Below are 21,678 nucleotides of genomic sequence, written 5' to 3' on the forward strand. Positions count from 1 at the left end.
CCTTTGCATGGTCTGAGCTGTAAATAATAGCTATTTTTCAAAGACTACAGATACTAAAACAGTGAGTCTTATCATGAATCCTCCACTCTTTAATTTCTTAAAAATTTTTTTAAAAAGTTAAAACTTTTTCAATTGGTAAAACGTCTAATAATTGGTAACAGAAGTTAACCTAAAGGAGAATTGATAAATATGAAAAAACCTGCTAAAAAAACATGGCTATTAGCTTCAGCATTAACACTAGGGATGGCTGTATTAACACCGCTTCAAGCTGGTGCAACAGCTGTTGATACAACAAATAATGTAACGATTCAAATAGAACAAAAAATAACAGGTACCATTAAATATTTTGATGGCGGCAGCATTACCCTTAAAGGAACAGATGGAAAAAACTACTACATCGGTTTACACAATTTCTCAGATAAACAAATTGAGCAGTTAAAGCTAGCCGAGGGGCAAGAAATTTTAGTTGAGGGTAGTATTGTGAAAGATTACTCAGATTTCTTTACCTTTGCCGTCTATAAAAAAGCTTACCTAAAGAAGTAACAAAAGAAGAATTAGTCCAACTAGAGAAACTCTTTTCTGACATGAAAAAGGCTGAAAAAGAAGAGAATTATGAGGAAATGGAACGAATCTATCAGGCGATGGATAACATCACAAGACCTTACGAATTAGCAAATTGGCAACCTGAGCCTTTTGAAGAATTTATTAATGAAGCTGCATTCGCTGAAAAAAATATTGTTATCAAAGCACAAGATAAAGAACAGCTAAAAACACTTTATAGTAACTGGATTAAGTATGTAAAAGAAAATAAAACGGATGAGGCATCAGAAAACATTGATAAAATTTTCACTATTCTTGAACCTTATTACCAAGAATTATATCCACCTTTAACTTTTGAAGAATATATGGCGGATATGAACGTCGATTTAACAAAAGAGGAACTTGCAAAACTTAAAACGCTCTATGAAGAGGCACAAAAAGCTGAAAAAGATAAAGACGAAGAATTGGCCATGAAGAAATGGGATGCATTCTATGAAATACTTCGCCCACACTTTAAACCAGTTCCCTTCGAGGAATATATGGCAGATATCGAATTCAGCATTAGTAATGCGGATTACGCAAAATTAAAGCAACACTATGAAGAAGCAGTTGCCCTTGAACAAAAGGGTGAAGATGAAAAAGCTGGCGAGCAATGGGAAGCCTTTTATAAAGTTTTAGACCCTTACTACGAAGCGAACAGAGAAATTCTTATCTCACCATCTAAATTAACATTTAACGGTCAGGATTTTACGCCAGAGCCAGAAACAAATTAAATAAAATTTCAAGGGCCCTCCTATTGGTTTTAGGAGTGGCCCTTTTTGAAGTGACAATTTTGTCATGTTATCCCGGAAATAGTCATGTTAATCGATGGTTTACCCTTATTTTTCTTGTTACAGTAAACCATGTTGCCACAAGCACATTACGTTCTAAGGAGAAAAACAACATGACATTATTCATGAAGAAATCGGTGATGATGACAGTAATGTTACTATTTTTTACGTTCACACCCGGATTTGGACACGCAGCATCAAATGATACAATTAGTAAAATTGATCAGTTTATTAAGGAGCAGCAAACCATTAGTAAAATCCCAGGAATTTCAGTAATTATTGTTGATAAAGGGAAAACCGTCTATCAACGGGGCTTTGGCTTTGCAGATACGAAAACAAAAACACCTGTTACCTCTGATACTCTTTTTGAGTTAGGCTCCACGTCTAAGGCATTTACAGGACTCGCTATTTTACAATTAGAAAAACAAGGTTTGTTAAAACGGTCAGATGATGTCCGAAAGTATATCCCTTGGTTATCATTAACCTATAAAGGCGAGGATCAGGCTGTGACAATACAGCAGCTATTGTCTCATACTAGCGGAATTCCCTCAAATTCCATTACTCAAATCCCAGAAAGCACAGCGGATAATGCCCTTGAATTAACTGTTAAAACACTGCTGGATCAATCACTAAATCGTCAACCAGGGAGTTCTTTTGAGTATGCAACCATCAACTATGATGTCTTAGGCCTCGTCATTGAACAAGTTGCAAAACAGCCATTCGATCAGTATATTCAACAGAAAATTTTACAACCTGTTGGTATGCATCAATCTTTAGTAGGAATTCATCAAGTACATGCCACACATATGGCTTCTGGCTATAAAATAGGTCTAATGAGAGAGCAGCGATACATACCACCTATCTATCGTGGCAATATCCCCGCTGGTTATATCATCAGTAATGCTAATGATATAGCCAGATGGTTAAAATTACAGGTAGGAAACAGTGATATCTATTCAATCAGTAACAATTTAATTCAAGAATCGCAAACTCCAGATCTAACAGTGGAGCCTTTTGATACGAATACTTACTATGCAAACGGTTGGGCCGTTGTGAAAAAGGACACAAAGTCATATATCTACCATGCTGGTGAGAATCCAACCTTTTCCTCGTATTTCATTTTGCAACCTGACGAACAAATCGGCGTGGCTATTTTAGCCAATATGAATACAAGCTCTACAACAGCGATTGGACAAGGTGTCATGGATTTATGGGAGGGCAAAACGATTGACATGCAACATATCAGCAGCTATCAAAAGCTAGATAAAATTGTAACAATCATATGTGCTATCATCATCGCAATCAGCATTATGTTCTGTTATCTATTCGTTCAAAATATACGCAGCCTTTATAAAAAACAACGTCGTATGGCAAATCTAAATTACAAAAGAATATTGTTATTATCTGCCCATACTATACTTGTGGCGACAATGCTGACAGCACTATTTATCACGCCTAACATATTACTTGGTGGCTTAAATTGGACATTTATTGAAGTTTGGGCACCAACTTCTATTACATTCCTGTTGTATAGCTCCATTTCGGCCAGTCTTCTATATTTATTATTAGGCTTTATGATGATTGGTACTAAAAGAAAGAATTAAAAATTTAATCGTTTAAAAGATATTTAGCTACAATTAATAACGCTATCTTGATTGAATACTGCGTGATATGAGCTAAAGGTAAAGATGCTGACCTGTATCATTCATTGCAACTACATCCATCTTTGTAGGTAAGAATTGATTCCTTCAGCCCTTTGGAAAGAGTTGTAGGAACAGACCATATCATTTTAGAGAAATATTAATACTTGGGAGCGGAACAAACTCTTTCCGCTCTAATGTTTTTTCATCAACAATTCTTATAGTTGGTGTAATGATTAGCGTTCGAATAGTAGAATCAGGTATAAAAACCTCAACATAACCATTTACTCGCCCAGAACCGCTTTTAATAGTTGTTGCTCCTACATTTTCATATACATTTCCAAGATTATCTTTTATGTCTACCATTAAAAATTCTGTCTCCCAATCAAGATTTCCCTCAAAATAAAGAGTGGTTATATATTTTCCCTCTGTTATTTGATTATAAAATAACTGGTATTGATCATTACCAAAGGGTATATTTACTTTTCTTGAATAGGCTCGGGTTGGTGTAAGTTCTAACTGAAAGTCCCAAGCTCCTTCTACAAGAGTCGTATTTTCAATACCTATAAAATCTTGAGGACGCCATTGAACATTTATCTTTTCATCAATTACTTTGTCTGAAATTCTCGCTGTAAACATACCAATCCAAGTAGCCTCATTCTTTTTAACGATTTGATGACTAAGTACGTCTAGCTTGTTTCCGTTGCCTTCTAAATCGCCCTTCCAAAATAGAGGGGGTTCATCTATCGATTGTTCGTGTTTCATTTCATAACTAACCGATACAATCGTTCCATCGAAAAAAGCCTCAGCTAATTCAATGAAGGTTCCGTTACTTTCGTCTATTTGATTGATGGTTGATGCATTATCACTAAATACTTGTAATTGGGGATTATCATTGCTATTTAATAGTTGCTGTACAATTGGTACTCGATTAGCCACTACAGGTAGCCAAATGCTGCTACTAGCAAAAATAAATGTGAGCATGGCGACAATACTAACCCACCTCCATTTTTTAAATACATACTTCTTGGTTGAAGATGACCGTAAAACACTTTTTTCAATATTAATCTTTTCCCAATCAGATAATTCAATTGGTTCAATCTCATCAATATCTATTTCGATGAAGTCCTTTTCGTTCATTTAGATACCTCCCAGCTCTTCTGTTAACTTTAACTTACCTCGATATAAACGATTTTCTACAGCTGATTTAGATAGACCAAATATCTCAGCGATTTCTCCGTTGGAATATCCTAAGTAGTATTTCAAGAGAAAAATTTCCTGATCGTTTTTACTTAAATTTAAAATACTGATAAATAGTTGCTCTTTTTGTACTTTTTGTTCTACGATTCTTTCTGGTAGATCCTTGCTATTTGAAATTGATGAAAGTAACTCGACTGTTTTAGGCTTATTTTGAAGGCTTCTATATGTATCAATCGCTTTATATTTTGCAATAACGCCAATCCATTTTTTAAAATCAATCTCATCGCCAGTAAATTGAATACTCTTTTGCCAAATGGTTAGAAATACATCGTTGATACATTCTTCAATAGCTGTTTGATTGGGCTGTAACACTTTCACTACAATGGCTTTAACATAACCTCCATATTTGTTAATCACTTCTCTTAAAGCTTGTTCATCTTTTTTTTGTAGCTGATTAATTAATGAATACACGAAGTTAGAAAACCTCCTTCCTTTCTTCTCTACAAGTAATAACGAGCAAATGAAAGAAAACTCTCACATTATTTAAATAAAAAAACAAATGATTCCTTTCCGCAACACATTGTAGCTAAAAATAGAAACGGAAAAACATCGACTTACTGTTTCAAACCCGCTCCATCATCATGCATCAAAAAATTATTTTTTATCTTATGGACTGGATTGACAACTAATCATCAGGCTGTAACAAGCGCCTTTGAGTTTCATCCTATCAAGTGTTTAGTGATACTCATCCATCCTTCACCCAAGATTCTCTTTAAAATTACCTAAATACGATTCATTAGACGAATACCCTTTTCTCTTTCAACGGCATTCATACAATAAACTGAAGAAAGGAGAGATCTTGATGGGATACTTTGGAAACATGGGTAATTTCAATTGTTGTTATGGAGGCTATGGTAATGACTATAGCGGCGGTTATAGTATGGGTTGTTGTGGCATGGACTATGGCGGCAAAAACAATAGTTCAACATTCGTTTTAATCGTTGTGCTATTCATTCTTCTCATTATTGTCGGAGCAACATTCGTGCAAAAAGAATATTAATAGTTATTGATAAACATGAAAAAGGGATGATCTTCATTAATAGCAGCTCACATTAATGTCGATACATCCACAGCAAAGAGGGTCACTTCCAGCCTATGTGACCCTTTTTTAAACCTGCTTGTCTTTCACCTTATTTAATTTTAAATTCTCCATTTCTCACATTTGCGGTAATACACATCGCTAAAGAAATATAATAAGCCAACATTTTTACTCCCATTTACGCCCCATATCCGCTTTTACATCATAAAGTTTTTAAAAATGAAACCACCTAAAGCAATGAATCGTATACTTACTTAAGAAAAGCCAGCACTTTTTTGTAAAAGGGGTCAAGTAATGTGAGAGAATGGTTGCAAGGAAGGAAAAACAAAAAGAGAAGAGATAAGAGACGTAAAGATCAATATTCATTAATTGACTTATTTCTTGATGTACTAATTTGGATACAAGAATTACTTTTCCTCCCATTTAGAATCATTTATTGGTTGTTGAGAGGAGTTGGAAGGTTTATTGGAGAAGGTTTTAATTAAAAAACTGCTCAAAAGGATGTCATTTGATTTTTTGTACCAATATGATTGAGGCAAAGGAAAATTTTGTTGGGCATTCAAAAGGGATAAAGTCATTTAGTTGAGGCGCTGACCCTATCCCTCTCCAAGTGGCATTCTCCTTTAAATTAGATTAATTGGAGATAAACGGTGCTTTTTGTACATACTTTTGATTTTCTATTTGGTTAATGATGAATGTAGCTATATCCCGATTTGTTATTTTTGTACCTGGCATATCTCCAAGATTTTCCTTTATGAACCCTACTTCATCTCCCTCTACGATAAATGGAAGCCGAATTAGTGTCCATTTGATTACTTGATTATAGCTAAGGAGATGCCATTCTTTTTTCTTATCCATCATCATTTTTGAATAAATAATTTCAAATATCTTTGCACCCATTCTATTTATAATACTCTTTGTATCTCCAGCAATGGTTAGCGATCCACCCGTTACCCCAATATAACGATCCATATGTAAATCAGACATGACTCCCAATATATTTTCCGTTACTTTACTATAAATCGGTTTTTCTTTCATTGGTTGACCAAAAGTATTGATAACGATTTGACAATCTTTTAATAGCTTTTGAAGATCCTCGATATTTTGTACATTTCCTTCTATTACCTCAATCCTACTGTCTCTGAAAACTAACTTTTCTGGGTTTCTAACAAGCATCCGTACGTGATACCCTTTCTCTAATGCTTTAGAAGCAATGTAACGCCCCGCTTTACCTGTTCCCCCGATAATTGCTATCTTTTTATAAACGTCCATGATGCCCCCCTAATTATCATAATAATATGTATACGGGCAAATCATGGTTTAGATTCAATAATTCGATTATTCACCTCTCTTTATCAAATGAGATAAAGAAATAGTAATTTTGTTTATTCTAGCTAGAGCTTTTGTCTAAGCAAAAGAAAAAGAACCACTCTCTTAAAAGAAAATGGCACTTCAATGCCTCATCGTACTAACTTGATAATACGCTTTTTAGGTGTATTCAACTTAACTCTTGTGTAAAAAAATAGATCAGTGATTTATATTATTTACTAAGTCTTTATTATAGGCAATCCACTTCTCCATTTCTCTCTCGACAGCTCGGTTTTGCCATTCAAACCAAATACCTGTACATTCACTGCAGTGACTATCGACACCCTTTTTTTCATGTGTATCTTTACATGTAAACACAGTCTTTTTACGACAACTATAACAGTAAATGACTATGTCTTTATAAAATTCCATCCCGATCAACTCCTCAAATTTACACCTATTTCTTTCCTTTTTTCATCTAAATTATTCTTTAAAAAGAAATAAGTAAGGATGATGAGTGCCATCATGTTTGTCCTCTCCTTACTAATAAAAGCGATTCAAATCCTTACTATTAAGGGATTTGAATCGCTTTTTCTGTTAGTCCAATTTTCTATTTGAACCTTAAGGAGAATATAAAATCTTGGTATTGCCATACTTATTCAAAAATGACCAATAAAAAAGCAATTCAAGGTAATGGTATGATATCCTATAGACTTTGATATCGTACACAATTCCTTGAACCGCCTTAAATTATTTAGACTCTACATTTTCATCAGGAGAGTAATTATATTGAGAAGGATCAACTGGCGTATAACCTGTTGGCGTATAGAATCTCAATAGGTCACCATTCACGACTCTATCAGATAACGCCAATTTATGATCTACTTCATTTTTAATCGTCTTTGCTTCCTCTAATTGACTGTCGTCTAATGGTAAGCCTGTTTTATTATCATAATATTTTTCATTAATTGAATAAATCGTAGGGCTGACAAAATCGCCATTTCTAAATGGTACAATTTCATCATGCTCTTCTGATAATAAGTCTGAACCAAATTGAACAAATTGTTGTGAATCAATTCCTAGTAAATGCAATAACGTTGGCAGTAGGTCTGTTTGGCCACCATAGCTATGGTTGGTCCCACCTTGTATGCCTGGAACATGTATAAATAATGGTACACGTTGTAAATTAGCACTTTCATATGGTGTAATCTCTTTTCCAATGACTTGTTCCATCGCTTTATTATGATTATCAGAAATACCATAATGGTCACCATAAAGAACAATCATTGAATGATCATATAATCCTGATTCCTTTAATTGCTGGAAGACCTGTTGAATTGCTTCGTCTGCATAACGAGCTGTTTGGAAATAATTATCAACGCTTGCATCTCCCGTATTGGCTTTATCAATTGTCACTAAATCTTGATTCATTTTATATGGATAGTGATTCCCTACCGTAATTAATTTTGTATAAAAAGGTTGTGGTAAGGAGCTTAAAAGACTTTGAGATTGTTCAAAGAATGGTTTATCTAACAAACCATATTCAGCCATGTCCTCGGAAGTCCCTGTGTTATAGTAACTAGCATCGAAGAATTTGTCGAAGCCAAATGATTTATAAATTACATTTCTATTCCAGAAGCTTCCGTTATTACCATGGAATACAGCTGATGTATAACCATAATCTTTTAAAATACTAGGAGCTGCCTGATACGTATTTTGTGCTTTTGTAATATAAGCAGATCCTTGTGGTAATCCAAATAAAGAATTTTCAAGCATAAATTCTGCATCAGACGTTTTCCCTTGACCTGTTTGATGGAAGAAATTATCAAAATACAATGTATTCTTATCTTTTGCTAATGAATTTAAAAATGGTGTTACTTCTTCACCATTTAATTTATAGTCGATTAAAAAGTTTTGGAATGATTCTAAATGTAAATAGATAACGTTCATTCCCTTTGCTGCACCGAAATATTGGGCATTTGGTTTGGCATAGTTTGACTTTGTATAGTTAATTACTTCAGTAATATCACTACTATCCGCCAAAGCTCTCTGAGAAGAGGCTTTCATCGTTTCAACTGAGTCATAAATCGTATAGTTATACATCCCTAGATATTTCACAATATAGTTTCTATCAAAACCTCGTGTTAATAGTTGAGGACGATTAGTTTCAGCTAGTCCTAAATTAAGGATTGATACCGCTAATGCAAAGGCAATGATTGCCATTCCTTTTTTATAGCCAAAACGTTTGGTATCTTTTTGGATTTTTTTAGAGAATCGTAGATAAAACATAACCATTACATCCACAAAGAACAAGATATCATAAGGCTTTAATAAAGAAAGAACACTACCACCTAAATCTCCAAAATTCTGCGTTTGAGAAAGTGTAGGTAATGTAATGAAATCACTAAAGAATCGGTAATAAACAATATTGGCATATAAAACAATAGACATTAAAGTGTAGACAACAACGAGTGATGTGTATTTTCTTTTACCTTTAAATAAAAATGAAAATCCTAGAAATAGCATTGCTGAGCCTAGTGGATTTATTAGTAAAAGGAATTGTTGTATGACTCCTTCTACACCTAAGTCAAATTGTGATAGTTGAGAGATGTATGTTTTAATCCATAACATTAATACTGCTACTATATAAATTCCTAAAAAGTTTTGTAATAGGTTATCTTTTTTATTTGCTAGATTTTTCATTTTTGCACCTACCTTTTACTGATTAAATTAAAATCTAGTTATATATGAACTTAACTGATAAGTACTGTATGGCACGTTAAAAAATGTTACGTTACAATAGCTTTTTTCGCGACCAATGTATAGTACTCCCCATTTAAACTTCTGTCAAGTTGTTAGCTATTCTTCATATAAATATTTCTAATTAACCTAAATATTGTCCAAAAAATACCCAGTAAACATTAGTGTTTAACTAAAATTTACTGGATATTATAAGCCATAAGTAAATGCCTTCATGAAATCTGCCTCGCAATTTTTCTCATTTGGGCATCAAAAAATCTTCCATTCTAATGAATTGGAAGATAATCTGGTATGCTATTCACTTTTAGCTGATAAACAATTGGATTTTATTGCACCATTTTTCTAGCATATATATATTTCTACAGTGTCTCTCATTCTATTTAAACGTTTCTTTATTTATTTGAGCACCTACTGAATCTTTCAATGATGAAGAAAGACCTCTTCTGATTAGATTGGCAGAAACAGGCGCTCTCCCCATTTCCCTTGCCCAAATTGATAATTGTCCTATATGGTGAATTTCATGTGCAATGGTATGACGAATGACTTCACCCCATGTATGCGTCTCCATACTACCATCGGCTAATGGATTATGAAGTATTCGCTCTTCCATACTATCATCCCATTGCTTTACAAAGCTTTCGACGTCTAAATGAAATGCAGCTTCCAATTTACGAACCTTTTCCAAGCTATTATATTCATCAAAGCTCTCCTGAAAGTCTGTTTTCCCCTGTAAAAGACGAATCCAACTCCATTCAACATCAATGATATGGAAAAGTGTGTGTAATATACTGCCCATTCCTCCAGTTCGGTTTTGCAAAAGTTCTTCTTCAGTCAACTCTTCACACCAACGAAACCAACCTTCCCGAACTAGCCAATTATATTTAAAAAATGTTTGCAAAAAAGCACCTCCGTAGTTGTTGAAAAAATATTATAACTCACTATTTCTTCATATAAAGTGAGGATCCCTTCTTTGCTCTTTTCAGATATCCAAATAAGCACTACAAGTAACATAAGAATAACAAGATTCCTAAGCTAAATGTCTAGTAATTACCATTTCTGGTTACTCTTATGAATTTTTCTATAAACGTAATCTGCATTATCTAGGTTTTTCCAGCTACTAATAAAATTTAGTATTAGCATAAAAATTCCAAATAAAACAAATGCCACCATATATTTACCTATGAAAAATACAACAAATATTGCAACCAAAAGTAATATCATTAAAATTATTACGAGGATTTGTAATTTCCCCTTTTTCTTCTCATCCATCTGTTCAACCTCCCATCAGAGCGCCAATACTTTTCTTAAATGTTTTCTTTGGTTTATTTTAACATAAAAATTCATTTTTTCTAAAAAATCAATTATTTTATGTAAAAGCCAAACATCAGAAATTTCCTACCAAATTTACCTTACATAGTCTTGGGGTAATCTGAAATTTTAAGGATGAAATAGAAATAAACAAGGGATATTTTATTGGATAAGATAAATAATATCTTGAGGAGGTGTCGACATGAAACGAGACAAAAAAAATACAGAATTTGCAACAGACGAGCCAACAAAACAATCATTTGCTAGTGGAGCAGACCCAAAAAAACCTAATGGGCGCAAAGAATATACGGAAGCCCCACGCCCACAACGTGAAGAAGACCTTATTATGGATGAGAAAAAAGGTAAGTCAACTTCATTATAATGTAAGAAAAGTTAGTATTTTTGACCACTCTATTAGAGGTGGTCTTTTTTCATTTTCTCCACATCATGTAACCCTATTTAAAGATTGAGACCACCCATCATGGAGTGGTCTTTCTACTATTATTAAATACAGATTATTTTAATTAACTTATCTCATCGCCAGTATATTATATATTAAAACAAAAAAGTAAATTTATGTTTTTTAACCTAATTTTAACCTTTTATTGATAATCTATAGTTGTTTCAACAATTAAATTACTAGGAGGAATAATTATGACAGTAGCAGTAAAAAATTTTAGTAGTATTATGAATCAAATGAGAGATGCTTATACGGGAGAGCAAACCAAAGAATTTTCTTTAGCAGCGTTCATTGGACTTCAAGCTCCTTCATTATCAGACGCACCTGATGAATTACAAAAACTAACACAAGAATATCAGGAGAACGTTAATAATTTTTATGTGCAAGAAGAATTAGACTTAAAAGAAAATGTTAAGCAATTAGAAATTGATAAAAATCAAACAACTTTTTTTGAAAATATGCGTAAGAAAAAAGAGGAAGCTTTAAAAAAATCGGAAGACATGATCAATAAATACTACGATTCATTGATAGATTTTGGTGAAGAGCATCCTTCAGCCCAAACACTAATACTTACTATTGCTGATAAAGTCGGTGCCTTTATACAAGATATTATGGATAAAGTTTTAAATGTTTTTGTTACCGTTGTGGAAACTGTAAAAAATGCAATAAGTGCTGCTATTAATTTCATTTCCTCTACTTTTAATTCAATTGTTAGCACTACGAAAAATTTCTTTTCTAGTTTATTTTAAAAACATTCTTAGCAGGACTGTCTATGGGCAATCTTGTTTTACATTCAATACACTTTACAAGAAACAGATCAAAGAGCTAGTGCTCACTTTGATAAGCTTTTTAATAAAAGGATTGATTTGGACAAATTATGGGGAAATTTTAAGGCTATTCATATTAATGCATAAAAACAAAAAGCCTTACAGCCGTTATGGCTGTAAGGCTTTGCTTGACGTCCCAGGAGGGATTCGAACCCCCGACCGACGGCTTAGAAGGCCGTTGCTCTATCCAGCTGAGCTACTGAGACATGATGTCGTTTCTTATGTATTCCATAGGAAGGACAATATTTATTATATGTACTTTATAGCATAATGTCAACATTAATTTTACTATGCAGGCAAGGTTTGCCTCATATTTTTTATCATATGTTGCTACAGCGTCCATTATACCATTTCTTCACCCTCTTAACAGGACGGATAGCAAAATATTTGCTACACTATTGGCGATAAAAAAGTAGGAGGTTTGTGGATGTTTAAAGATTTAGTCGTTATGGTCACAGGTGGTGCACAAGGGATTGGTAAGGGTATTACGCTTGCATATGCACAACAAGGTGCAAAAGTGGTGATTGCTGATTTGAAGGCAGGCTTAGGTCAACAGTTAGAACAGGATATGCTTGCTCAAGGCTACTCTGCATTATTTGTGCCAACGGATGTGACAAAGGAACAGGATATCATTCATTTGATGCAGCGAGCTGTTGAGCAATATGGAACCATTCATATTTTAATTAATAATGCTGGGAAGTTCCAGCATCAATCTCCCTATGAGGTAACGTTTGATGAGTGGCAGGATTTGTTGCAGACGAATTTAACGGGTACCTTTTTCTGTGCCAGAGAGGCTGCAAAAGTGATGCGGCATAATGCAAAGGGTGGTTCCATTGTTTCGCTGGCCTCAACGCGAGCTGAAATGTCAGAGCCTCATTCAGAAGCTTATGCGGCTACAAAGGGTGGTATCATCGCGTTAACACATGCTTTAGCGCGATCTTTAGGGCCAGATCAAATTACAGTGAATTGTATTTCCCCTGGGTGGATTGAAACAGGTGATTACGAGGCACTACGGCCAATCGACCATGCGCAGCATTTGTCAGGAAGGGTTGGTCTGCCTGAGGATATTGCACAGGCTTGTCTCTATTTAACAAACCCGATCAATAACTTTGTGACAGGTATTAATCTTACAGTTGATGGTGGCATGACGAAGAAAATGATGTATGAAGCGTAATTTTGTCGTCTCTTCTTTTCTTTCTTGTTCTTCATACTCCGAGATTCCTTAGAGTATGCTACTGTAGGAGAAAGAACAAGAAGGAGTGAAGCCTTGTACCCCTATTCAAATGGTTTTTCATTAAGTCAGCTGTATCATGCTCCCTATACGCAGTATACGGCTCCGATTCGTCACATTTTACAGTCAAATGATTACCGACGCTGTATTAGTAAAGGCGAAGCAGACTTTATGGCTATGAACCGCTTACTTTGGATGGAGCATGTGAATTGGACACGGATGACTATTATTAGCATTGTGTTTAATTTGCCTGATTTACCCTTTGTGCAGCAGCGTTTGCTACGCAATGCAACCGATTTAGGGAATTGTTTACGCCCCTTTTATGGTGACTCCGTGGCGGATCGTTATGCAGCTTTAATTAAAGAGCATCTGGTAATTGCGGCTCAATTAGTGACAGCTGCTGCGAAAGGTGACGCTACCACAGCGGAAGCTAAAGAGAGGGAATGGTATCGTAATGCAGATGATATTGCTTTCTTTTTGCATACAATCAATCCATACCTAACTAGAGAGGCCGTACAAAAAATGTTTTATACGCATTTAGCTTTAACGAAAAATGAAGCTGTCACGATGATACAAAAAGATTATCAGGCAGATGTAGAGGTATTTGATGAAATTGAAGCAGAGGCACTTGCGATGTCGGATATGATTGCCAGCGCCATCGTTATGCAATTTTGCTACCTCTTTTAATGCAAAAATCTTGATGGATTTATGATTATTTTATGCTCAACTACTGGAGGAAAAACTCTCGCCGTTTTGTTTTTAGCATAATGAGCACGAGGCTGCATGCCCTGAAGTTTCCCCTTCATAAAAGAGGCTAATGTATTGCTTTCAATCGTTACGTTGGCTCTTTTTAATTCCCACGGGGAGTGGTGAATATCAATGCGAAAAAGTGTATCCTTCCATTTCGCCCATGAATGGTAGCGCTCTACAATCCATCGGTCAAAATTAGTATTGGTCTTGTCTCCTATAGTATAAATAACCCTCAATCTTTCGTCACATGCTTTGTAATGGCTTGTATATGAATAGTGATTCCCTCTTTGTTTTACTAGGATGTTGGAATGGCGATATGGCAAGCTACCTATTGCCGTAATTTTTGATAAGAAATTATTCGTCACATCTAAATGAAAAAAATAAATGCCTTTCATGCCGTTATACTCCACATATGTTCGGACATTCAATTGTAAATAGGTATTCATCCCAGGAAGAGGTGGTAAAAAGCGTAGCCGATGTCGATAAACTTTAAAAAGGACAGCACTAAGCCAGGCATTTTGTTCAAAGAGATCGAGCTTCAGTTCTTTAGGTACATGTTTTTCGAGTTCTTGAGGGGCTATCGGCCAATGTAAAAATAGAACATCTTGCCATGTTTGAGTCATCATCCACATCGTAAAACTCCTTTCTAATCACTAGTTTTTCCTAGAAAGGAGTTCTTCAAACAAACGATCTATTGATTTTGGTCAGCAGACTCTATTTCGACATAACGATAATATAAGTTTCGTAATTCAGATTCTTTATATAAGCCTAAATGACTTTTAAATTGAGGATGAACCATAATTCCATGAGCACGTAAAACTTTGACAAACCAACCCTTTGAATACTTATGCACCAACCCTATTCTCCTTTATTTTTATTCATACATAGAATATGCGTTTGAATACGGTAGAGTGCCTTTACAAATAAAAAACGAGAGAATAAATAGCTCTCGTTTTTAGTTATGTGCCACAAAACGTACGATATGGTTGATTAGTCGGTTCAGGTAATGAAGCGTATTCTTGTTGGTCTTTCGTATGAGCATAAGGCTGGGCTAGGACTTTTAGTAAGTTGTTCATCACACTATAATCGCCTTGTTCTACAGCCGCTTCCAAAGCTTCTTCTACCCTGTGGTTACGCGGAATAACAGCTGGATTATGTTGGCGCATTAATTGTTGTGACATATCTTTGTTTTGCTGCTGTCTTGCTAATCGAGCTTGCCATTTGTGATACCAGTCCTTAAAAGCTGATGCATTAAATAATGGGGAATCCTCCAATTGCTCAAACGTTAAGGCGATAAATGTATTCGTATAATCTGCTTGATATTGCTGAAGAAGCTGAAGAAGCTCTTCAACAAGCTTGATGTCTTCTTGCTCCTCATTAAAAATGCCTAGCTTTGCACGCATACCTTCCAACCAATTTTCTACATATAATTTTGGATACTGTTGTAGCGTTTCTTGTGCCAGTTGAATGGCTTTTTCTTGATCATCATCAATTAAAGGTAGTAAGGACTCTGCTAAGCGCGTTAAATTCCAGCCACCGATATTGGGCTGATTTCCATAAGCATAGCGTCCTTGGTGATCAATCGAGCTAAACACAGTCGCAGGATCATAGATGTCCATGAATGCACAAGGACCATAATCAATGGTTTCACCGCTAATGGTCATATTATCGGTGTTCATGACGCCATGGATAAAGCCCACTAACTGCCACTTTGCTATAAGGGAGGCTTGTTTCTTTATGACTTGATTTAACAAATAAAGATAACGATTTTGATTGCCAATATTAGCTGCGTAATGTCGTTCTATTGCATAATCAGCTAAAAGCTGTAGCTCCTCATCTGTCCCCCATTGCGCAGCATATTGAAATGTCCCTACCCGCAAATGACTACTTGCAACTCTTGTGACAATAGCGCCTGGTAGTTCCGTTTCTCGAATAATCATTTCACCTGTAGTGACTACTGCTAGACTACGTGAAGTTGGGATCCCTAGTGCAAACATCGCTTCACTAATAATATATTCTCTTAGCATTGGACCTAATGCGGCTCGCCCGTCTCCACCGCGAGAATAAGGTGTTCTACCTGATCCTTTTAAAGCAATATCATACCGTTCCTTTTGAGGTGTGATTTGCTCCCCATATAATAGAGCCCTACCGTCACCTAGCATATTAAAATGACCAAATTGATGCCCTGCGTAAGCCTGTGCAATCGGTTCGCCACCTTCTGGAGTTGTATTACCAGCTAAAACGGCTAATGCTTCCTCACTCTTTAAAGCCTGAATGTCTAACCCAAGTGAGGCTGCAACTGATTCATTTAATAAGATCAATTTTGGTGAACGAACAGGATTTAACGATATGTCGGAATAAAAAATACTTGGTAGTTGAACGTAACTATTATCAAAATGCCAGCCAATTGTTTTTTTCATATTTTCTCCTTTATTGACTTTACGATTTATTTTTGCTAATTCAGCATGAATCATTCATAGGCAATTTTACCATTATCAGTAGCCCAAATAAAAATCCGCATACTTTACTAGTTATGCGGATTTTCTCTATTATTGTCGATCAAATGTATATGTAGCCATACATTGATTATCATCTGTCATGCAATCAACTTTAAAAGATGTCGCATTGATTTCCACAACAGCAAAGCTTTTCTCTTTACGACCACGTGGTTTTAATAAGCTGCCTGGATTTAAAAATAGGATATCATCCATCATTTCGGCACCAAGAATATGTGAATGACCAAAGCAAACGATCTGTGCACCTACTTCTTTAGCACGATAGGATAATGATAAGATGGAATTTTTCACATTGAATAAATGACCGTGTGTCACAAAAATCTTTACATCATGGACCATGAAAATTTCTTCTTCAGGGAAAGCTTTCTCACGATCACAGTTTCCACGTACTTTTTTCAATCCTTCTAATGCCTCATGTGAATAGGGAAGTTCACTATCTCCACAATGAACCACAATATCTATTTCAGGATAAAAACCTCTAACCTTTTCGATGACATGGCTGTCACCATGTGTATCGCTCATAACAAGCATTTTCATGGATATCACCTCTTATTTGATAAGATTCGGTAATTGCTCCTTTAACTTGCGAATTGCATTGCCTCGGTGAGAAATAGAACCCTTTTCCTCTGGTGAAAGCTCAGCCATCATTCGATTTAAGCTTGGCACAAAAAAGATTGGATCATAGCCAAAGCCATTCGTTCCGCGCTTTTCATGGGCAATGACGCCTTCACATGTACCAAATACCGTTGTTGTTGCGAAATCAGGTCCTGCAATTGCAATACAGCAGCAAAAACGTGCTGTACGTTTGTCATCTTCGACGCCTTGTAAATTTTCTAACAGTTTAATCATGTTTGCTTCATCGTCATGGTCACCAGCATAGCGAGCGGAGTACACACCTGGCTCACCATTTAATGCATCTACTGCTAAACCACTGTCATCTGCAATAACAATGGTATTAAGCTCCTTCGCCAATGCTTCTGCTTTTAAGATGGCATTTTCTTCGAATGTTGTTCCTGTTTCTTCTATTTCCATATCTGGTGCCACTTCAAACATTGTTACGACTTCATAACCAAGTGGTCCAAATAATGCTTCAAAATCTTTTGCTTTTCCTTTATTTTTTGTGGCGATGACTACTTGTTTCATATTATTGATTCCCTCCAACTTTGTGTGCCAGTTCACCAAGCGTTATTTTTTGAAGCTCCACTAATTGTTGTATGCCTTTTTCACCTAATGCTAACAATTCATTTAGTTCTTCACGAGAAAAAGTAGCTTCCTCACCAGTACCTTGTAATTCAACAAATCGTCCTGCGCCTGTCATCACAATGTTCATATCAACAGCTGCAGCCACATCTTCTACATAATTTAAATCAAGAATAGCGCCTTGTTCTTCAACGATCCCAACACTTGTAGCTGCTAAAAAGTCTGTTACTGGGAATTTTTCAAATGGCTTTTCTTCAGCAAATTTAGCAATGGCCTGTGTCATGGCAACAAATGCTCCCGTAATGGATGCTGTACGAGTACCGCCATCCGCTTGAATGACATCACAGTCAATCCATACAGTACGTTCGCCTAGCGCCTCTAAATCGACTACAGCACGCAATGCACGCCCAATCAAGCGCTGTATCTCCATTGTACGACCATTGACTTTCCCACGAGAGGATTCACGTGGTGTACGTTGAGCGGTTGCACGAGGCAGCATGGAATACTCGGCTGTAATCCACCCTTTCCCTTGCCCACGTAGAAAACCAGGTACCTTGTCTTCAATCGTTGCGGTGCAAATTACTTTTGTATTGCCTACTTGAATTAATACGGAGCCTTCAGGGTGTAATAGATACTCACTATCTATTTTCACAGGTCGTAGCCCATCTGCATTTCTACCATCATATCTTGTCATATATTTCGTTCCTCCTAAAAACTTTCGCGCCCTCATCTTATCATAATTTGTGCCATCAAAAAAGTACTCGGTGGCTTATGTACAATGCTAAAAACGTAAAAAATCAGCCTAGCCTGTTGCTAAGCTGATTTTTTATTTTAATGTGATACGTTTTATGTCGAGAGTACCTTGCTCTAACCAATTCTCAGCAATCGAACGGAAAATTGGGACAGAACCAGTTGCAAAAAATCTATGAGCAGGCACCGCATTTGCATTTGCTAAAGTGCCATTATACGCTAACATTTCCTGTACATCCTTTGCTGTTTCCTCCGCAGAAGATAAAACATTCACATCTTCTCCGACAACAGCTTCAATTTGTTTTTGTAAAATAGGATAATGTGTACACCCTAAAATAACCGTATCAAATTGTCGATTTTTCAACGGCTTTAAGCCTTCTGCTATTAAATTATTTGCAAAGTCACCTTTATATTCGCCACTTTCTACAAGTGGTACGAATGTGGGACAAGCTAGTGGAATAATATGTGTTGACGTATTGAGTGACAATAAGGCTTCTTCATACGCCCCACTTTTAATTGTTCCTTCTGTTGCAAGCACAACGACTTCATGTCGCTTCGTTTTTTTTACAGCTGCACGTGCGCCAGCATTGATAACACCTAGTACTGGAAAAGGCATATTTCTTTGTAAACTTTCGAGTGCTACTGCAGTCGCTGTATTACAAGCTATAACGAGCATCTTAACATTCATTTTTTCGAGTGCTTTTGCCATTTGCCAAGTAAAATTCCGTACTTCCTGACGACTTCTTGGACCATACGGACACCTTGCTGTATCGCCAATATAATAAATCGTTTCGTTTGGCAATCGCTTCATGATTTCTTTTGCTACGGTTAAACCGCCTACTCCTGAGTCAATAACGCCTATCGGGGCATTCATACTTTCCGCCTCAATCCTGTTTCATGTGTACATGTAGTTTTTCTAAATAGCTTGATAATTGCGCGACTTCTTGTTCATTAAAACCAACAAGCATCTCTTGCAAATATTGCTGTCTTTTTTCAATTACTTCTTGAATGATACGTTCGCCCTTTTCGAGAAGATGAACGACAACGACACGGCGATCATTTTCATCACGCACACGCTTGACTAATTCATTTTTCTCCATTCGGTCCACTAAATCTGTTGTCGTGCTAAAAGCTAAATATAAACGGTTTGATAATTCGCCAATTGTAATATCACCAAGCTCTTCTAACCACTGTAATGCAACAAATTGTGGCGGCGTAATCGCATAATCGGAAACAATTTCTCTTCCCTTTTGCTTCACGATGGCCGCTATATAGCGTAATTCCTTTTCAACCGTTGCAACGGTTTCAGGTGAGTGCTTTGTTACTTCATCCGACATATAACTATTTCACTCCTAAAAATACGTTGAATAGTTCTATTTTGTCGTTTTTTTCACGAAATAGCAAGTGTCCATTAGTCTAATTTAAATTCTTCCAAGCGTAACAGCTCAATTAACGCCTGAGATCGATTCGTTACACCTAGCTTTTGAATTGTATTGGAAATGTGATTTCGCACTGTTTTTTCACTAATACCAAGCTGCTCTGCAATATCTCTCGTTGTTTTTTCAGCTAATAAAAGCGCAAATATTTCACGTTCTCGGTTTGTTAAAAGAGAACGATGATGAGAGCCATTCATTCAGTTACACCCTCCTCCCCCGCACGTATTGTAACTTATGTTAAGGGGCAGGAAGCGGTGACGGCTATTTGCATGATTATTCCATGTTTCCTTAAAAATTTCGAAAATTACATTGTTACATTCATAAATTTTACGTAAAAAGTAAAACCTACTATTTCACTTAATTTACATATACTTATATATTGAACTAGTGAGGCAGAATGGCCAACTGAATGAATTTTGTTTTTTCTTCCTCTGAAATCGGCACACTTTTACCTGTACGAGGATCCATTTGCACAATTGTGCCACGACCAGTGAAACAGATTTCGTCCTTTTGATTTTTTGCTAGATAGTGAATGTCCAGCGACGAATTCCCAACTTGCGCGATTTTTGTATAGATTCGTAGTACATCATCAAAGAAAACCTGCCTTACATAATCACATTGTAAATCGGCTACAATGGGTATAGATTTCACATTCTCTTCTCCAACTGAGGGCATTAAAATTCCTAAATGTCGGAAGTAATCAATTCTTGCCTGCTCAAAATATGTAAAGCTAATCGTATTGTTCATATGACCATACATGTCTGTTTCTGAAAATCGCACTCGTACCTCACTAAAAAATGAAAAACCCTTTTCCCACTCTTGAAAATTATCGATATAATTTGCCTTCATGATATACCATCCCCTGTCATGTAATTGCCCGTCTTTTATCAATCAACGGCAAACAAAATGAATACATATTCATTATAAAAGAAAATACTATATTATCATAGAAAAAACGTAAATAACACTTGATAAATTTCATTTCTATAACTTTAAAAAACTCCCTTACACTTCGTGTAAGGGAGTTCAGCTTGTCCGTATATTAGTCTACGTAGTGGTCAGAACCGAAGAAGTTACGGAACATTTGCACTGTAGTTGCACGGTTTAATGAAGCGATGGATGTTGTTAAAGGAATACCTTTTGGACATGCAGCAACACAGTTTTGAGAGTTACCACAGTTTGCAAGGCCACCGTCACCCATAATCGCATTTAAACGTTCATCTTTAATCATAGCACCAGTTGGGTGAGTGTTGAAAAGACGTACTTGTGATAATGGAGCTGGTCCGATGAATGAAGCCTTTTCAGACACGTTTGGACATGCTTCCATACATACACCACAAGTCATACATTTAGATAGTTCATAAGCCCATTGACGTTTACCTTCTGGCATACGTGGACCTTCACCTAAATCATACGTACCATCGATTGGTACCCATGCTTTAACTTTTTTAAGCGCGTTGAACATACGTTCACGGTCAACTTGTAGGTCACGAATAACAGGGAATGTTTTCATTGGCTCCAATTTAATCGGCTCTGTCAATTGGTCTACTAGTGTAGAACATGATTGACGCGGACGGCCATTGATCACCATTGAACATGCACCACAAACTTCTTCTAAACAGTTCATATCCCATGATACTGGTGATGTGTTTACACCATCTTCAGTAACAGGATTTTTTTGAATTTCCATTAAAATTGAAATTACGTTCATACCATGACGGTAAGGCACTTGGAATTTTTGCCAGTAGCTATTGCCGCCTTGTGTATCTTGACGTAAGATTTCCACTTTGACCATTCTTCCAGTATTTGCTGCGATTTGCATA

The 21,678-nt window shown here is 36.1% G+C and carries 26 protein-coding genes and 1 tRNA gene; 9 read left to right on the forward strand and 18 right to left on the reverse strand.

Annotated features, from left to right (window positions below; all coding sequences use genetic code 11):
• Positions 1-189: 189 nt before the first annotated feature.
• The 3 genes from QH639_RS11160 (at position 190) to QH639_RS11170 (ending at position 2,974) form a co-directional block, all read left to right on the forward strand.
• On the forward strand, positions 190-543 hold the full coding sequence (locus QH639_RS11160) for a hypothetical protein (protein ID WP_281116059.1): 354 nt from the start codon (positions 190-192) through the stop codon (positions 541-543).
• Between the two features lie 41 nt (positions 544-584).
• Positions 585-1,313 carry a hypothetical protein gene (locus QH639_RS11165; protein ID WP_281116060.1) on the forward strand — a complete coding sequence of 243 codons (729 nt, stop codon included), beginning with the start codon at positions 585-587 and terminating at the stop codon, positions 1,311-1,313.
• 170 nt (positions 1,314-1,483) lie between these two features.
• Positions 1,484-2,974: a serine hydrolase domain-containing protein gene (locus QH639_RS11170; RefSeq protein WP_281116061.1), complete on the forward strand. Its 1,491-nt coding sequence runs from the start codon at positions 1,484-1,486 to the stop codon at positions 2,972-2,974.
• A gap of 180 nt (positions 2,975-3,154) precedes the next feature.
• On the opposite strand, the gene QH639_RS11175 is transcribed toward QH639_RS11170, so the two are convergent.
• The gene (locus QH639_RS11175) at positions 3,155-4,150 is read right to left on the reverse strand and encodes a DUF4179 domain-containing protein (RefSeq protein WP_237898322.1); all 996 of its coding nucleotides are present in this window, start codon (positions 4,148-4,150) and stop codon (positions 3,155-3,157) included.
• On the reverse strand, positions 4,151-4,681 hold the full coding sequence (locus QH639_RS11180; protein WP_048395075.1) for a sigma-70 family RNA polymerase sigma factor: 531 nt from the start codon (positions 4,679-4,681) through the stop codon (positions 4,151-4,153).
• A gap of 391 nt (positions 4,682-5,072) precedes the next feature.
• On the opposite strand from QH639_RS11180, the gene QH639_RS26500 reads away from it, so the two are divergent.
• Positions 5,073-5,270 carry a YjcZ family sporulation protein gene (locus tag QH639_RS26500; protein WP_048395072.1) on the forward strand — a complete coding sequence of 66 codons (198 nt, stop codon included), beginning with the start codon at positions 5,073-5,075 and terminating at the stop codon, positions 5,268-5,270.
• A 335-nt stretch (positions 5,271-5,605) separates the two neighbouring features.
• On the forward strand, positions 5,606-5,794 hold the full coding sequence (locus tag QH639_RS11190) for a hypothetical protein (RefSeq protein WP_131520452.1): 189 nt from the start codon (positions 5,606-5,608) through the stop codon (positions 5,792-5,794).
• Positions 5,795-5,942: 148 nt separating this feature from the next.
• Here QH639_RS11190 and QH639_RS11195 read toward each other — a convergent pair whose 3' ends face one another.
• The 4 genes from QH639_RS11195 to QH639_RS11210 all read right to left on the reverse strand — a co-directional run bounded on the left by QH639_RS11195 (position 5,943) and on the right by QH639_RS11210 (position 10,646).
• A complete protein-coding gene (locus QH639_RS11195) occupies positions 5,943-6,581 on the reverse strand; it encodes an NAD(P)H-binding protein (protein WP_066036529.1) in 639 nt (212 codons plus the stop codon).
• Between the two features lie 786 nt (positions 6,582-7,367).
• Positions 7,368-9,320, reverse strand: a complete 1,953-nt coding sequence (ltaS, locus tag QH639_RS11200) for a lipoteichoic acid synthase (protein ID WP_131520451.1) — start codon at positions 9,318-9,320, stop codon at positions 7,368-7,370.
• Positions 9,321-9,753: 433 nt separating this feature from the next.
• A complete protein-coding gene (locus tag QH639_RS11205; RefSeq protein ID WP_131520450.1) occupies positions 9,754-10,275 on the reverse strand; it encodes a DinB family protein in 522 nt (173 codons plus the stop codon).
• Between the two features lie 149 nt (positions 10,276-10,424).
• Positions 10,425-10,646 (reverse strand): hypothetical protein, encoded by a 222-nt coding sequence (locus QH639_RS11210; protein ID WP_131520449.1) that lies wholly within the window; start codon positions 10,644-10,646, stop codon positions 10,425-10,427.
• A 241-nt stretch (positions 10,647-10,887) separates the two neighbouring features.
• Between QH639_RS11210 and QH639_RS11215 the strand changes: the two genes are divergently transcribed.
• Both QH639_RS11215 and QH639_RS11220 read left to right on the forward strand, forming a co-directional pair.
• Positions 10,888-11,067: a hypothetical protein gene (locus tag QH639_RS11215; protein ID WP_048393711.1), complete on the forward strand. Its 180-nt coding sequence runs from the start codon at positions 10,888-10,890 to the stop codon at positions 11,065-11,067.
• Between the two features lie 272 nt (positions 11,068-11,339).
• On the forward strand, positions 11,340-11,894 hold the full coding sequence (locus QH639_RS11220) for a hypothetical protein (RefSeq protein WP_131520448.1): 555 nt from the start codon (positions 11,340-11,342) through the stop codon (positions 11,892-11,894).
• 210 nt (positions 11,895-12,104) lie between these two features.
• Here QH639_RS11220 and QH639_RS11225 read toward each other — a convergent pair.
• Positions 12,105-12,178, reverse strand: a tRNA-Arg gene (locus QH639_RS11225).
• Positions 12,179-12,399: 221 nt separating this feature from the next.
• Between QH639_RS11225 and QH639_RS11230 the strand changes: the two genes are divergently transcribed.
• Both QH639_RS11230 and QH639_RS11235 read left to right on the forward strand, forming a co-directional pair.
• The gene (locus QH639_RS11230; RefSeq protein WP_131521394.1) at positions 12,400-13,146 is read left to right on the forward strand and encodes an SDR family NAD(P)-dependent oxidoreductase; all 747 of its coding nucleotides are present in this window, start codon (positions 12,400-12,402) and stop codon (positions 13,144-13,146) included.
• Positions 13,147-13,239: 93 nt separating this feature from the next.
• A complete protein-coding gene (locus QH639_RS11235) occupies positions 13,240-13,890 on the forward strand; it encodes a hypothetical protein (RefSeq protein ID WP_131521393.1) in 651 nt (216 codons plus the stop codon).
• On the opposite strand, the gene QH639_RS11240 is transcribed toward QH639_RS11235, so the two are convergent.
• The 11 genes from QH639_RS11240 to sdhB form a co-directional block, all read right to left on the reverse strand.
• On the reverse strand, positions 13,887-14,585 hold the full coding sequence (locus tag QH639_RS11240; protein WP_066037521.1) for a YqjF family protein: 699 nt from the start codon (positions 14,583-14,585) through the stop codon (positions 13,887-13,889). The two genes, QH639_RS11235 and QH639_RS11240, sit on opposite strands and share 4 nt — an antisense overlap.
• Positions 14,586-14,644: 59 nt before the next feature.
• Positions 14,645-14,806, reverse strand: a complete 162-nt coding sequence (locus QH639_RS11245) for a DUF2639 domain-containing protein (RefSeq protein ID WP_083225372.1) — start codon at positions 14,804-14,806, stop codon at positions 14,645-14,647.
• A 106-nt stretch (positions 14,807-14,912) separates the two neighbouring features.
• Positions 14,913-16,373, reverse strand: coding sequence for a protein adenylyltransferase SelO (locus QH639_RS11250; protein WP_281116062.1), 1,461 nt, complete (start codon positions 16,371-16,373; stop codon positions 14,913-14,915).
• Between the two features lie 129 nt (positions 16,374-16,502).
• Positions 16,503-17,006 carry a metallophosphoesterase gene (locus tag QH639_RS11255; RefSeq protein WP_131521390.1) on the reverse strand — a complete coding sequence of 168 codons (504 nt, stop codon included), beginning with the start codon at positions 17,004-17,006 and terminating at the stop codon, positions 16,503-16,505.
• 12 nt (positions 17,007-17,018) lie between these two features.
• On the reverse strand, positions 17,019-17,612 hold the full coding sequence (locus QH639_RS11260; protein ID WP_004226443.1) for an XTP/dITP diphosphatase: 594 nt from the start codon (positions 17,610-17,612) through the stop codon (positions 17,019-17,021).
• 1 nt (position 17,613) lies between these two features.
• Positions 17,614-18,363: a ribonuclease PH gene (gene rph / locus QH639_RS11265; RefSeq protein WP_112116289.1), complete on the reverse strand. Its 750-nt coding sequence runs from the start codon at positions 18,361-18,363 to the stop codon at positions 17,614-17,616.
• Positions 18,364-18,495: 132 nt separating this feature from the next.
• On the reverse strand, positions 18,496-19,293 hold the full coding sequence (gene racE, locus QH639_RS11270; RefSeq protein ID WP_004226440.1) for a glutamate racemase: 798 nt from the start codon (positions 19,291-19,293) through the stop codon (positions 18,496-18,498).
• A 10-nt stretch (positions 19,294-19,303) separates the two neighbouring features.
• Complete coding sequence (locus QH639_RS11275) at positions 19,304-19,756, reverse strand: MarR family winged helix-turn-helix transcriptional regulator (protein ID WP_016991542.1); 453 nt, start codon at positions 19,754-19,756, stop codon at positions 19,304-19,306.
• A gap of 74 nt (positions 19,757-19,830) precedes the next feature.
• Entirely contained in the window at positions 19,831-20,052 is a 222-nt protein-coding gene (locus QH639_RS11280) for a helix-turn-helix domain-containing protein (RefSeq protein ID WP_004226437.1), read from the reverse strand.
• A 187-nt stretch (positions 20,053-20,239) separates the two neighbouring features.
• Positions 20,240-20,704, reverse strand: a complete 465-nt coding sequence (locus tag QH639_RS11285; RefSeq protein WP_131521388.1) for an acyl-CoA thioesterase — start codon at positions 20,702-20,704, stop codon at positions 20,240-20,242.
• Between the two features lie 193 nt (positions 20,705-20,897).
• The gene (gene sdhB, locus QH639_RS11290; protein WP_004226431.1) at positions 20,898-21,677 is read right to left on the reverse strand and encodes a succinate dehydrogenase iron-sulfur subunit; all 780 of its coding nucleotides are present in this window, start codon (positions 21,675-21,677) and stop codon (positions 20,898-20,900) included.
• Position 21,678 lies beyond the last annotated feature (1 nt).

This window comes from Lysinibacillus sp. 1 U-2021 (assembly GCF_029916965.1).
GTDB lineage: Bacteria > Bacillota > Bacilli > Bacillales_A > Planococcaceae > Lysinibacillus > Lysinibacillus capsici.

Coding starts and splice junctions, on each gene's coding strand:
- QH639_RS11220 (WP_131520448.1), top strand. CDS start 11,340: ATGACAGTAGCAGTAAAAAATTTTAGTAGTATTATGAATCAAATGAGA.
- QH639_RS11250 (WP_281116062.1), bottom strand. CDS start 16,373: ATGAAAAAAACAATTGGCTGGCATTTTGATAATAGTTACGTTCAACTA.
- QH639_RS11215 (WP_048393711.1), top strand. CDS start 10,888: ATGAAACGAGACAAAAAAAATACAGAATTTGCAACAGACGAGCCAACA.
- racE (WP_004226440.1), bottom strand. CDS start 19,293: ATGAATGCCCCGATAGGCGTTATTGACTCAGGAGTAGGCGGTTTAACC.
- QH639_RS11170 (WP_281116061.1), top strand. CDS start 1,484: ATGACATTATTCATGAAGAAATCGGTGATGATGACAGTAATGTTACTA.
- sdhB (WP_004226431.1), bottom strand. CDS start 21,677: ATGCAAATCGCAGCAAATACTGGAAGAATGGTCAAAGTGGAAATCTTA.
- QH639_RS11240 (WP_066037521.1), bottom strand. CDS start 14,585: ATGTGGATGATGACTCAAACATGGCAAGATGTTCTATTTTTACATTGG.
- QH639_RS11195 (WP_066036529.1), bottom strand. CDS start 6,581: ATGGACGTTTATAAAAAGATAGCAATTATCGGGGGAACAGGTAAAGCG.
- QH639_RS26500 (WP_048395072.1), top strand. CDS start 5,073: ATGGGATACTTTGGAAACATGGGTAATTTCAATTGTTGTTATGGAGGC.
- QH639_RS11165 (WP_281116060.1), top strand. CDS start 585: ATGAAAAAGGCTGAAAAAGAAGAGAATTATGAGGAAATGGAACGAATC.
- rph (WP_112116289.1), bottom strand. CDS start 18,363: ATGACAAGATATGATGGTAGAAATGCAGATGGGCTACGACCTGTGAAA.
- QH639_RS11210 (WP_131520449.1), bottom strand. CDS start 10,646: ATGGATGAGAAGAAAAAGGGGAAATTACAAATCCTCGTAATAATTTTA.
- QH639_RS11175 (WP_237898322.1), bottom strand. CDS start 4,150: ATGAACGAAAAGGACTTCATCGAAATAGATATTGATGAGATTGAACCA.
- QH639_RS11160 (WP_281116059.1), top strand. CDS start 190: ATGAAAAAACCTGCTAAAAAAACATGGCTATTAGCTTCAGCATTAACA.
- QH639_RS11280 (WP_004226437.1), bottom strand. CDS start 20,052: ATGAATGGCTCTCATCATCGTTCTCTTTTAACAAACCGAGAACGTGAA.
- QH639_RS11275 (WP_016991542.1), bottom strand. CDS start 19,756: ATGTCGGATGAAGTAACAAAGCACTCACCTGAAACCGTTGCAACGGTT.
- QH639_RS11230 (WP_131521394.1), top strand. CDS start 12,400: ATGTTTAAAGATTTAGTCGTTATGGTCACAGGTGGTGCACAAGGGATT.
- QH639_RS11285 (WP_131521388.1), bottom strand. CDS start 20,704: ATGAAGGCAAATTATATCGATAATTTTCAAGAGTGGGAAAAGGGTTTT.
- QH639_RS11260 (WP_004226443.1), bottom strand. CDS start 17,612: ATGAAACAAGTAGTCATCGCCACAAAAAATAAAGGAAAAGCAAAAGAT.
- QH639_RS11255 (WP_131521390.1), bottom strand. CDS start 17,006: ATGAAAATGCTTGTTATGAGCGATACACATGGTGACAGCCATGTCATC.
- ltaS (WP_131520451.1), bottom strand. CDS start 9,320: ATGAAAAATCTAGCAAATAAAAAAGATAACCTATTACAAAACTTTTTA.